General features: G+C 60.7%; 10 protein-coding genes and 2 riboswitches. Of the genes, 5 read left to right on the top strand and 5 right to left on the bottom strand.

Features of this window, described 5'->3' with window-relative positions; genetic code table 11:
- The 5 genes from P9250_RS32550 to P9250_RS32530 all read right to left on the bottom strand — a co-directional run.
- Positions 1–272 (bottom strand): ATP-binding cassette domain-containing protein (locus tag P9250_RS32550; RefSeq protein WP_310397643.1); only part of this gene is annotated, 272 nt, incomplete at its 3' end.
- Complete coding sequence (locus tag P9250_RS32545; protein WP_310397640.1) at positions 184–1068, bottom strand: ABC transporter permease; 885 nt, start codon at positions 1066–1068, stop codon at positions 184–186. The genes P9250_RS32550 and P9250_RS32545, both read right to left, overlap by 89 nt.
- Before the next feature lie 15 nt (positions 1069–1083).
- Positions 1084–1968, bottom strand: a complete 885-nt coding sequence (locus tag P9250_RS32540; RefSeq protein WP_310397638.1) for an ABC transporter permease — start codon at positions 1966–1968, stop codon at positions 1084–1086.
- Positions 1969–1990: 22 nt separating this feature from the next.
- Positions 1991–3160, bottom strand: a complete 1170-nt coding sequence (locus P9250_RS32535; protein ID WP_310397637.1) for an ABC transporter substrate-binding protein — start codon at positions 3158–3160, stop codon at positions 1991–1993.
- Between the two features lie 255 nt (positions 3161–3415).
- Positions 3416–5419: a sigma-54-dependent Fis family transcriptional regulator gene (locus P9250_RS32530; RefSeq protein WP_310397635.1), complete on the bottom strand. Its 2004-nt coding sequence runs from the start codon at positions 5417–5419 to the stop codon at positions 3416–3418.
- A gap of 454 nt (positions 5420–5873) precedes the next feature.
- On the opposite strand from P9250_RS32530, the gene P9250_RS32525 reads away from it, so the two are divergent.
- The 5 genes from P9250_RS32525 to P9250_RS32505 all read left to right on the top strand — a co-directional run bounded on the left by P9250_RS32525 (position 5874) and on the right by P9250_RS32505 (position 11860).
- The gene (locus P9250_RS32525) at positions 5874–7310 is read left to right on the top strand and encodes an NAD-dependent succinate-semialdehyde dehydrogenase (RefSeq protein WP_310397631.1); all 1437 of its coding nucleotides are present in this window, start codon (positions 5874–5876) and stop codon (positions 7308–7310) included.
- A 4-nt stretch (positions 7311–7314) separates the two neighbouring features.
- A complete protein-coding gene (locus P9250_RS32520) occupies positions 7315–7803 on the top strand; it encodes a flavin reductase family protein (RefSeq protein ID WP_310397629.1) in 489 nt (162 codons plus the stop codon).
- Between the two features lie 3 nt (positions 7804–7806).
- Positions 7807–8808, top strand: coding sequence for an NAD(P)-dependent oxidoreductase (locus P9250_RS32515; protein ID WP_310397627.1), 1002 nt, complete (start codon positions 7807–7809; stop codon positions 8806–8808).
- Between the two features lie 78 nt (positions 8809–8886).
- On the top strand, positions 8887–10014 hold the full coding sequence (locus P9250_RS32510) for a porin (protein WP_310397624.1): 1128 nt from the start codon (positions 8887–8889) through the stop codon (positions 10012–10014).
- 196 nt (positions 10015–10210) lie between these two features.
- The gene (locus tag P9250_RS32505; RefSeq protein WP_310397622.1) at positions 10211–11860 is read left to right on the top strand and encodes a GMC family oxidoreductase N-terminal domain-containing protein; all 1650 of its coding nucleotides are present in this window, start codon (positions 10211–10213) and stop codon (positions 11858–11860) included.
- Between the two features lie 28 nt (positions 11861–11888).
- A riboswitch (glycine riboswitch) is annotated at positions 11889–11989 on the top strand.
- Positions 11990–12090: riboswitch (glycine riboswitch) on the top strand.
- The last annotated feature ends 9 nt before the right edge of the window (positions 12091–12099 follow it).

Raw genomic sequence — 12099 nt, 5'->3', positions numbered from 1 at the left:
TGAGGAAACAGCGCATAGCGCTGGAACACCATGTTGACCGCGCGCTTCTCGGGCATCACGCCCGTGACTTCGCGGCCATTGATATGCACTTCGCCACTGGTTGCGTCATCGAAGCCGGCGATGATGCGCATGAGCGTGGTTTTGCCGCATCCGCTTGGTCCAAGCAGCGTGAGAATCTCGCCCTTACGTACGTTCAGGTTGATGTTGTCCAAGGCCTTGAAGCTGCCGAACTTCTTCGTGACTTTCTTCAGTTGCACGATGTCGTGAGTCATGATGCTTCCTCGATTTGCGGGTTCTTCCATGGATGGCGATGCGGCGTTGCAGCCAGAACACAAGGCCGCCCGCAGCCGTAATAGCGATGGACAGCGCGAGCGCGACCATCGACGCTGCGTTGATGGTTGGGTTGACTGTGCGGCGCATCATCGACCAGATCATCAGCGGCAACGTGGTGTCGTTGCCGCTTACGAATACGGTGATAATGAATTCGTCGAACGAGAGCGCGAACGTAAGGATCGACGCGCCCGCGATGGTCGGCCCGAGTATCGGCAAGGTCACGCGACGAAACGCCTGAAAACCGCTCGCGCCCAGATCGCGCGCCGCTTCTTCGAGTGAAAGATCAAAGTATTGAATGCGCGAACGCATCGCCTCGACGAAGAAGGGCAACGCATACAAAACATGCGCGAATGTGACCGTCACCAGCGAACGCTGCACGCCGAATTGCGCGAACAGCGCCACCAGTCCGATACCCAGAAACAGTCCCGGCAGCGCAACTGGCGCGGTACAGAGAAAGCCGAGCGCCGCTTTGGGATTGCCCTTGAGACGCATCAGCGCAAGCGCGGCGCTGCATCCGAGAATCGTGGTGACCGCGCATGCGCAGGTGGCCACCAGCACGCTGTTGCCGAGCGAGGTGATGAAGGTATCGTTGGTCATCAGCGCCTGATACCAGCGCAGACTCACGCCCTGAAACGGAAACACCAGCGATGGCGAGCTATGGAAGCTAAATAGCCCGATGACGACGATCGGCCCGTAAAGAAATACCAGCGCCAGAATCACGAAAAGAAATAGCATGTCGATGGCGCTCCGTCAGAGTTCGGCGTGATAACGCCGGCCCGGCGACACCCTGCACATGCGAAGGAAGCCGACGAACAGCACATAGCTGAGCGCGAACACGCACAGCAGCAGAAAAGCCATTGCCGCGCCGAGCGGCCAGTTGCCCGCACTGCGGAACTGGTTCGCGATCAGGAGGCCGCTGGTCACGCCTTCGCCGCCGCCCAACAACTGCGGCGTAATGTAATCGCCCGCCGAGAGGATGAAGGTGAACATGAACGCGCCGACCAAACCCTTGTGCGACATTGGCAGGATCACGCGCGTGAGCATCTGCACGGACGTGGCACCAAGATCGCGTGCGGCATCAAGATAATCGCGCTTGATGTCGCGCAGCGCGGAGACCAGCAGCAGCAATGCGAACGGAAACATGATGTGAATCAGCGTGATGGTCGTGGCAAGCGGGCTGAACAGCAGGAAGCGCAGGGGTTCGTCGATCACACCGAGATTCATCAGCGTGCTGTTGATGACACCGTTGGTGCCGAGTATCGTGCGCCATGCATACACGCGTACCAGATAGCTCGAAAACCAAGAGAGCAGCACTGCATAGAAGATGAAGTTTGTCTTCGCGCGATACACGATGTAATACGCCACCGGAAACGCCGTGACGACGCACACCAGCGCGGTCCAGAAGCCGTTTTTGAAGCCGGTCCAGGTTGCCTGATAGAAGGCGTCCGCGCGCAGTGCACGCGCATAGCTTTCCATCGTGAAAACGGGCGTGACAGTAAAGTCTCCCGCGGTCCAGAAGCTGTACAGCAGAAGCAGCAGCGAAGGCGCGAGAAAGAAAATCAGCAGATAGACGACGGGTGGCGCGGATAGTCCCGCGCCCGTCAGCCTCTGCCTCTGTGCGAGGTTCAGGCTCACTTGTAATCTCCTCGTAGACGTATCAGACGGTGGCGCGGAAATCCGACCACGCCTGCAGCCAGTCCGCGTAAGTCGCGTACTGCGAGGACGTGCGCGGCGGCTGGCCCTTGAGCGGCGTAGTCGCGAGCAACTGGTCGATGGTGTTGTAGTCGAACAGCGCGCGTGTCTTGGCATCGAGCAGCGGAATAGCCTTGCGATTCACGCAGCCGCCGACCGTCGATGCGCACGCATCCGCCTGCACCTGCGGCGACAGCGCCTGATTGATGAAGGCGTGAGCCGTGTCGATGTTCTGCGAGGTCATCGGCACGAACCAGGCATCGGCCCACAGGGCGCCCGCGCCCTTGAAAGTTGCGCCCACGGTCGTCACGTTCTGCTTGGCGGTCTCCAACGGCACCGCCGACCACACCACGAAGCACGCGGCGATCTCACCGGACGCGAACAGCGAAATCACGTCGCCGTTCGATCCAGCGAACACGCGGCATTGCTTGCGGTACGGCTCCATCCGCCTGAAGCAGTCCTTGAGTTCTTCCTTGGTCAAGTTCGGAAATTTGTCGCCGTAACCTGCCACCAGTGCGATCTGCGGCCACGTGGTGAGCGGATTGTCGACGAAGGTCAGCTTGCCCTTGAACTCAGGCTTGAGCAGGTCTTTATGGCTTTCGACCTTGCCGTATTTCGGGTTGTAGACGAGTGTATCGAGGCCCCAGATCCACGGAATCGCGAAGTGCTGGCCGTCCCAGTACCACATGTCGGCGTCGTAGAAGCGGGCAAGGATATCGCTCTTGTTGTAGTTCGGAATCTTGCCAATATCGATTGGCTTGAGAACCTTCAGGTCCTTGTAGATTGCGTTATAGCCATTCGAGTATTCGGCGACGTCGAGCCGCACCGGCGAGCCGACCAGCTTAGCGGTCACGTCGTCCTGATTACTCATCACCGCGGCGTTCACGCTCACACCGTTCTGGCCGCGCCAGCGCGCGGTCTCGTTCTGCAGCGAATAGCCTTCCCAGGACATCAGGTCCAGCCGTCCGCCGACATTGGCCCGCGCGCCGGGAGACCAGGCTCCGAGTGTCGCGCCTGCGGCGGCTGCCGCACTTGCCAGCATGAAATGACGACGGCTCACTTCGCGACCGCTTGTGCGTCCGGATGTCGGCTCGCCGGTCGTCGATGCGAGCTTTTCGTTTGGGGCAGATTTCATGGATGTCCTGTGTTTCAGGTTGGGAGGGAAGACCGAACTCCACTCTGCACAAGGCATGCCACTTTATTTTGGCGCGCTAAGCGATTGATTCTTGTGAGAAAAAAATTGGCCTATAAAACAAGCGCCTAAGGCGGTGAGTCTCACTGGCGAGACGTCAAAATCGCGGGTGAGACGTGCAACCTGACGTTGCAAGGACAATGAAAAAGCCGTCGTTTCCAATTGGAAGACGACGGCTGTTCAGAACGGGCAAAAACCTCAGGGACGAATTTCGTAGCGCTTGAGTTTGCGATATATCGTCGCGCGGCTCATCGACAGCGCCTGCGCGGCAGCATCGATATTGTTGCCGTGCTTTTCCAGCGCCCGGACAATGGCGGTGCGCTCAGCGTTGGCGAGGGCATCGCGCACGGAATCGTCGAAGTCGCGTGGCGGGGCTTCGTAGCCTGCGCGCGCGGGCTGCATCGGCGGTGCAAGGGGAGCGGGCGCCGATGCCGTGCGGCGCGGCGCAAGCGGCAGATTCGTCAGCAACAAGTCGCCTTCGCGAATGATGCCGCCTTCGCACAGCTTGACCGCGCGTTGGATCACATGCCGCAGCTCGCGCACATTGCCCGGCCAGCGATGCGAGCGAATGGCCAACAGCGCGCCTTCATCGAAGGAGAGCGGCCTGCCTTCCGTGCAACGTGCGAGGATGGCACGTGCGATGCGTTCGATATCGTCGCGTTCGCGCAGCGGCGGTATGTCGATAACCACACCCGCCAGCCTATAGAACAAGTCTTCGCGGAACAGGCCGTCCATGACCTTCGCGCGCAGATTGTGATTGGTCGCCGCGATCACCTGAAGATCGACAATGCGGCTGCGGCCTGAACCGAGCGGCGTCACTTCGCCGGATTCGAGTACGCGCAGCAAGCGCGTTTGCAGCGCGAGCGGCATATCGCCGATTTCATCGAGAAAAATCGTGCCGCCATGCGCTTCCACCAGCCGTCCGACATTGCCTTCGCGATTCGCGCCGGTGAATGCGCCACGGCTGTAGCCGAACAGTTCGCTGTCAATCAATGACTCTGGCACGGCCGCGCAATTGAACGCCACGAAAGGCTGCGACGCACGTGCGCTTTCCGCATGAATGGCCTTTGCGAGCGTGTCCTTGCCGGTGCCCGTTTCGCCCAGCAACAGCACGGGAATACCGCTGTTCTGGAGTTTGCGCAACACCTTTACGTTGCCCTGCATCTGCCGGTCTTCACCGGCCCACTCCGCGATCGACACGCTGTAGTTGCGTTCGGCGCGCGTGTTGCGTTCGCTCTTTTGGCCTTCGACCGTCGACGAAAAACCACGCGGATCCAGCCGCCGGCCATGCCATACCGCGACTCGGTGTCGTCTTCCAGTGGAGAGCAGACGCAGCGCCGTCGCGTGCAATTCATTCGAGGATCGCAGTTCGGCTTCGCCTGCGCGATCGAATACGTCCCAGAGATTGGTGAGGTTATCGCCGCAATCGTTTAGGCCGAACAAGGTGCGGGCGGACTTGGTCGCGCTGAGCACCTGACCGTCTTCGCCCATCGCCACCATGACGGCGGGCGCGGAGCGGCGTTCAAATTGCAGCACGCAATCGTTCGGAAAACGCGCGCGAAATAGCTTCGATTCGAGGCGGCAAGCGCTGTCTTGCGCAAGCTGATAGATAACGCGATGCGCGGATTCGGTGATATCCGAATTACGCGTGGCGAGATTGATGACGCCGCGAATACGCCCGTCGAAATCGCGCACGGGCGCGGCTACGCAGGACTGGCTAATAAGGTCCACACAGAAGTGATCGGACTTGTACACCGAGGTCGCGCGCTGTTCGATGATTGTCGAGCCGATGCCGTTGGTGCCCCCGTTCTCCTCCGTCCAGAGCATCCCTTCCTTGTCGCTGATGCACGCATGTGCTGGATCGTCCGGTGACATCTCAACGAGGATCAGGCCTTTGGCATCCGCCAGGGTCGCGTTATAGCCGACGGGTCCGACGATGGAGAGTACGCGTTCAAGCTCGGGCAGGATCAGCGAAAGATTCTCGTCGCCGAAGGCACCGCGCGCGTCGTTAATCTCGCGTTGGGTAAGCGTGGGAATCTCGGGCGCATACGACGGTTCGAGCCGGTAACTCTCAACGCAGCGCTTCCAGGATGCGAGGGGGTTCCAATCCGGCACGGCATTAGATCCGGCTCCTTGCGGCGTCTCACCATTGGACGCGGCCAGTACCGACATGATTCTCGTCAAATGATCGTCGCTTCTCATCGTTAAGTTCCATACCGCGAAAGCAGTTTTCAAAGACGGCTTACCTATGGTCGCTGCAATTTTCGCGCCGGGTTTTGCTTTGTAACGCTAACTACCAGTTTTTATTAGGGATTCTGCTTAGGCGTAGACGCCTTTCCAAAGCTATAGATGCACCTTTCTAGTGCGATTCGCCCCATCGAACGATTGTCTGCACTCTGCTTTTGTGCGCCAAGCAGGGGAAATCCCTTATCAGATGTCGGCGGTCATGAGTAGGTCTCATACACACCGGTTAGGCGATCTCACGCTTGCGACGTTACCGCGTCGCAAGCGTGAGATGCGGTATCGCCGAAATAATATAAGCCATTGAATTTACGAATGAAAACCGATTGGCATAACGTTTGCAGATTAGCTCCACATTGCGGTGAACCTTGCGTGACCCATCGCAGAAACCAACAAACCTTTTGCTGAGACTTCCATGGCTTATCCGAATGTCTTTCTATTGATCAACGGCGAATGGCGCGCTGCCGCGCATGGCGAGACGCTCGATGTTATCAATCCCGCGAACGGCAAAATCATCGGCAACGTCGCGAAGGCGGCGCGCGACGACATCGAGCGGTCGCTTAAAGCCGCGCAAGCCGGCTTCAAGTCTTGGAGCGCGACATCAGCTTACGACCGCGCCAAAAAGATGCGCCGCGCGGCCGATCTCGTGCGCGCTCGCGCCGACGACATCGCGCGCCTACTCACGCTGGAAGAAGGCAAGCCCTATGCGGAAGCGCGCAACGAAGTCGTCAATTGTGCAGAACTGATCGATTGGTTCGCCGATGAAGCACGCCGTACCTACGGACGCCTGATCCCCGCGCGTCAGGCAGGCGTGATGTCGGCGACGGTCAAGGAACCGGTCGGCCCCGCAATCGGCTTCACCCCATGGAATTTCCCGGTCGCGCAGGTTACGCGCAAACTGGCGCCGGCGCTGGCGGCGGGCTGCTCTATTGTCATCAAGGCGCCGGAAGAGACGCCTGCATCGCCGGCGGCGCTGATCCAGTGTTTCGTCGATGCTGATATCGCGCCGGGCGTCATCGGCCTGCTGTACGGCGAGCCGTCCGAAATCTCGTCTTACGCGATCCCGCACCCAACGATCCGCAAGGTCTCGTTCACCGGCTCGGTTCCCGTTGGCAAGCATTTGGCGGCGTTGGCAAGTGCGCATATGAAGCGCATCACGATGGAACTTGGCGGCCACGGTCCGGTGATCGTGTGCGAAGACGCGGATCTCGAATCGGCCGCATCAGCGCTCGCGATGGCGAAATTCCGCAACGCGGGACAAGTGTGCGTGGCACCGACGCGTTTCATCGTCCACGAAGCCGTGTACGCGGAATTTACCGATCTGTTCACGAAGAAGGCGCAGGCGCTGAAGATCGGCGACGGTCTCGACGCGGGCACGACCATGGGCCCGCTCATCAACGAACGTCGCCGCGCGAGCGTCGAGCGGCTGATTGCTGATGCGGTGGAAAAGGGTGCATCGCTCAAATGCGGCGGCGAGCGGATCGCAGGCGATGGCTTCTTCTTCCAGCCGACCGTGCTCGCCGATGTCACCACGGAGATGGTCGCGATGAACGAAGAGCCGTTCGGCCCCATCGCGCTGTTCATGTCGTATTCGAAGCTCGACGATGCCATCGCCGAAGCAAATCGTCTGCCCTTCGGACTCGCGGCCTACGTCTGGACGCGCGATGCAAAGAAAGCATCGGCGCTGGGACGCGGCATCGAGTCGGGCATGGTCACGATCAACCATTTGGGCATCGCTCTGCCGGAAACGCCGTATGGCGGGATCCGTGAATCCGGCTATGGATCGGAAGGCGGTCCCGAGGCGGTGGAAGCGTATCTCAACACCAAGTTCGTATCTCATCTGAGCGAGTAATGCCATGAACAACGATCAAGCGTTTCGTGAGGCAATGGCGCGCTTTCCCGGTGCCGTCACGGCAATCACGACGGCCGAGGCGGGCGAGCCGCTTGGCTTTATTGCCACCGCCGTATGCAGCCTGTCGATGGACCCGCCTTCGGTCGTCGTATGCGTCAACAAGTCCGTATCAGCGCACGACGTGATCCTGCATCAGGGCTTTTTCGCGGTGAACGTGCTGACCGCCAATCACGCCGATATCGTCAAGCGCTTCGGCGAACGCAAGGGCTCGGCGCGCTTCGCAGGCACCGAGTGGGTCGCGGGCGACACGGGCGCGCCGCTGATCGTGGGCGCGCGCGTGAGTTTGGACTGCACCCTGGCCAAGGCGCACGACGGTTTCTCGCACACGATTCTCGTGGGCGTGGTCGAGCGTGTCGTGCTGCCTGACGTGCGCGAGGGGCATTGCCTGCTGTGGCAGGGGCGCAGTTTCCACAAGGCGATCGAACTGGTCTGATGCATGTCGGAACGGGAGGCGAAGGTGAAAGCGCAGGTGAAGGTGTATGTCGAGAACTACAACCGCGATCGGCAGTATTCGATCTCGCACGAACAGGTCGAACGGTGTCTGGCTGCCGTCGGAGTGACAGGTGAAATCACACCCGCGTGGCATGAGGAGCCGGATCTGAAGGCGCTCGCCGATGCACAGTTTCTTGTCGCGCCGCGCTTCAACCCGTCGCTGATCGCTCAGCACGGAAAGGCGCTTAAGCTGGCGCACTGTATCAACGCGGGCGTAGAGCGTTGTATGCCGCTCGACTGGCTGCCGCACGACGCGGTGCTCACCAACAGCAGCGGCATCCATGCAGCCAAGGCGGCGGAATACGGGTTGATGGCGCTTTTGATGCTCAACACGCGCATGCCGCGCTTCGCGACGGATCAGGGAGGCCAGCGCTGGCAGCCGGTTTACTCCACGCCAATGGCGGGCAAACGCGTAGTCATTGTCGGCACCGGCGGCGTGGGCAGTGCGGTTGCAAAAGCGGCGCGCGGCGCGGCGTTGCATGTGACGGGTGTGAGTCGCTCGGGCGTACCGGTCGATGGTTTCCACGCGGTCGCGACTTCTCACGAACTGGACAACGTACTCGCACAAGCCGATTTCGTTGTGCTTGCGTGTCCGCTGACCAACCAGACGCATGGACTGATGTCGCGGGCGCGGCTCAAATCGCTGAAGCCGGGCTGCGGCATCGTGAACCTAGCTCGGGGCGGTGTCATCGATTACGTAGCGACGGCCGATCTGCTCGCGAGCGGCCATCTGAGCGGCTGCATCGCCGATGTGTTCGACCCCGAGCCCCTCCCGTGGAACTCGTTTCTATGGACGACGCCGGGCTTCTGCGTCACGCCGCATATCTCATGCGATTCGCCTGCCGGTTATGTAGAAGCCGGTCTGGCGATCTTCGCCAATAACGTTCAGCGGTTCCTGCAAGGACGGGAGTTGCTCAACGTAGTGGATGCGCGCCATCAGTACTAGCAGAAAGGGTGCGCTCGATGTGGCCGGCGTCATGCCGGCTTTTTTGTGTCTTTTCCTTTACCGCAACGAGACGACAAGATGAAAAAAAGCAGCATCGCAGGGACGATTGCATTGGCATTGAGCGCGCCCGCGGCTTACGCGCAGAGTTCGGTCACCTTGTACGGCATCATCGATACGGGCATCGACTACATCCACAACAGCGGCGGTCAGGCATCGCAATGGCGCATGCAGACCAGCAACCTGAACGGCGCGCAGTGGGGCCTGAAAGGCACAGAAGATCTCGGCGGCGGACTGAGCGCGATCTTCCAGATCGAGAACGGCTTCGACAGCAGCAACGGACAACTCGGCTTCGGCGGCCGCGAGTTTGGTCGGCAGGCGTTCGTCGGCGTCGCGAGCACGACGCTCGGCACGCTCTCGCTTGGACGCCAGTACGATCCGGTGACCGATCTGGTTCAGCCGCTCACGGCGGACTCGTTCAGCGGCTGGTTTGCGACACCCGGCGATATCGACAATTACGACGACAGCGCGCGCTTCTCCAATGCGGTGAAGTGGGTCAGCCCGACGTGGGGCGGCGTGACGGTTGAGGGCCTTTATGCGCTCGGCGGCGTGGCCGGCTCGACCGGATCGGGTCAGAGCTGGAGTGCGGCCGCGACGTATGCCGCATCCAGCTTCAACGTGGCGGGCGGTTATCTGCATATCGACAACGGCAACGCGGCGGTCGTCGCGCGCGGCACATCGACGGCCGATACCTTGTTCAACTCGCCGGTGAACGCGGCTTATGCATCGGCGCGCAGCATCAATATCGCGCGCGTGGGCGGCAATGCGCTTTTCGGTGCACTGACGGTCGGCGCGGCGTATAGCTATTCGCGCTACGAAGCGGACGCACAATCGAGCTTCGGCGATGCCGAGAAGTATCACAATGTCTCGGTGTACGGGAGCTATATGTTCGCGCCGGATTTTCAGGTGATCGGCGCGTACAACTACACGCGCGCCCTCGGCGATTCGTCGGCGAAATATCACCAGTTCAATGTCGGCGTGGACTATCTTCTGAGCAAGCGCACGGACCTGTATGCACTGGCGGGCTATCAGCACGCGCTGGGGCAGAACGGACAGGGCTCAGCGGAAGCGTCGATCGGCTCGTTCGGTTTTGCGGCCGGCAAGAGCACGCAGGAAATGGCGGCGGTCGGCATTCGCCACAAATTTTGAACGCGGACGGTCGCGTCTCATCGGCGGGCGCGATCGTCGCATAGCTGAGACAAACCGAGAATGTCGTCGCTGCGCTCGTAAAAAGACGATACGAAACAAAGGCTTGGCGAGGCCGCTGAGATTGGCCCGCACATTGCTTTATCTACGCAGAACGTTGATGCAGCACCCGACAGTGCAGAATTCAGGAGGAAGTGACGTGGTTGACTACATTGTTGTCGGCGGTGGTCCCGCCGGATGCGCGACGGCCGGCCGGCTGAGCGAAGACGCTTCGACATCCGTACTGCTGTTCGAACAGGGGCCGCGTGATACCAATCCGTACATCCATATGCCGGCCACGTACTTCAAGACGGCAAAGGGCAATCTGCTCACGCGCTATCGCCTGCAGCCGCAGCGTCATCAGAACATGGTCACGCCGGAGATCGTGCAGGGCCGCGTGCTCGGCGGCGGCAGTTCAGTGAACGCGATGGTCTACATGCGCGGCTGTCCCGAAGACTACGACGGCTGGGCCGCCATGGGTTGCGATGGCTGGTCGTATCGCGACGTGCTACCGTGGTTCAAGAAGGCCGAGGACAACGAGCGCTTCGCGGGCGAGGCGCACGGCGTGGGCGGGCCGCTGGGCGTCTCCGATCAACGCTATACGCATTATCTGACCAAGGCGTGGCTGCGCGCGTGTCAGGAAATGGGCATCAACTACAACCCGGATTTCAACTCGGGCAAGCAGGCCGGCTGCGGTCTCTATCAGACGACCACGCGCGACGGTAAGCGATGCAGCGCCGCCACCGCTTATCTTAAGCCCGCGCGCGATCGCAAGAATCTGACTGTTAAAACGGATTCGCGCGTGCTGCGCGTGGTAGTCGAGAAGGGCCGGGCGATCGGCGTCGAATATCTTGAAGGCACGGAGCGCAAATTCGTGCGTGCCGAACGCGAAGTGATCGTGTCGGCGGGCGCCATCGGGTCGCCGCATTTGCTGATGCTCTCTGGCATTGGGCCGGCGGAGCATCTGCGCAGCGTGGGCGTGCCTGTCGTACACGATCTGCCGGGTGTTGGCGAGAACCTTCAGGATCATATGGACATGTTCCTGATTTACGATCTGACCGGGCCGCATAGCTACGACAAGTACAAGAAGCTGCACAATCAGGCGCTCGCCGGACTGGAATACGCGCTGTTCAAGACTGGGCCGGTGGCATCGAACATTTGCGAAGGCGCGCTGCTCTGGTACGGCGACCAGAACGATCCGCTGCCCAATCTTCAGTATCACTTCCTGCCGGGTGCGGGTGTCGAGGAGGGCGCGGATCAGTCGCCGAGCGGCAACGGTCTCACGCTCAACGTGTATCAGACGCGGCCGCGTTCGCGCGGCACGGTGCGCTTAAAGAGCGGTGATCCTTCCGTGCCGCCGCTGGTCGACCCGAACTACCTGTCCGATCCCTACGATGCCGAAGTGCTCGCGGAAGGCGTGCGGATCGGTCAGGAAACGCTCGCACAAAGCGCGCTGAGCAAGTTTGTGCGCGCGCCGTACCGGCCGGGACGCATTCTGACGAGCAAGGAAGAGCGCATTCGCTTCGTGAGGGAAACGGGGCAGGGCGCGCTGCATCCGTCGGGCGCATGCCGCATGGGCGTGGACGAACTGGCCGTGGTCGATCCGACCTTCCGCCTGCACGGCATCGAGGGCCTGCGCGTTGCCGATACGTCGATCATGCCGAAGCTGGTGTCGGGCAATACGAACGCTCCTTCGATGATGCTCGGCGAGCGGCTCGCGCACTTCATCAAGACGAATGCGCGTTCGGCTGCGACCCCTTCTGTGGAAGTGGATCTGAGCGTGTATCGCAGTGAAAAGGTCGTGTCGTGAATATTGACTGCGTAGAATAAATACCTCATCGCGCAGCATGGGAGAGACCATCGTCGGGCATTTGGCCCAGATGGCGCCGACGGAGCAACCGCCCCGGAAACTCTCAGGCAAAAGGACCGTGCAGCGCGGATATCACATCTGGAGAGCGGCGCAGCAGTGCGCCCGCCGAAGGAGATTTGCGGCATTGCCCGCAATTTAAACTCTCAGGCAAATGGGACAGATGGGGCTTCCTCGCCGCC

Source organism: Caballeronia sp. LP006 (assembly GCF_031450995.1).
Lineage (GTDB): Bacteria > Pseudomonadota > Gammaproteobacteria > Burkholderiales > Burkholderiaceae > Caballeronia.
The sequence above is the reverse complement of the archived record's forward strand: the minus strand, read 5'-3'. Positions and strand labels throughout refer to the sequence as shown.

Excerpts from the sequence above, each read along its gene's own strand:
- P9250_RS32525 (WP_310397631.1), top strand. The coding sequence starts at position 5,874 with ATGGCTTATCCGAATGTCTTTCTATTGATCAACGGCGAATGGCGCGCT.
- P9250_RS32530 (WP_310397635.1), bottom strand. The coding sequence starts at position 5,419 with ATGAGAAGCGACGATCATTTGACGAGAATCATGTCGGTACTGGCCGCG.
- P9250_RS32515 (WP_310397627.1), top strand. The coding sequence starts at position 7,807 with ATGTCGGAACGGGAGGCGAAGGTGAAAGCGCAGGTGAAGGTGTATGTC.
- P9250_RS32510 (WP_310397624.1), top strand. The coding sequence starts at position 8,887 with ATGAAAAAAAGCAGCATCGCAGGGACGATTGCATTGGCATTGAGCGCG.
- P9250_RS32545 (WP_310397640.1), bottom strand. The coding sequence starts at position 1,068 with ATGCTATTTCTTTTCGTGATTCTGGCGCTGGTATTTCTTTACGGGCCG.
- P9250_RS32520 (WP_310397629.1), top strand. The coding sequence starts at position 7,315 with ATGAACAACGATCAAGCGTTTCGTGAGGCAATGGCGCGCTTTCCCGGT.
- P9250_RS32535 (WP_310397637.1), bottom strand. The coding sequence starts at position 3,160 with ATGAAATCTGCCCCAAACGAAAAGCTCGCATCGACGACCGGCGAGCCG.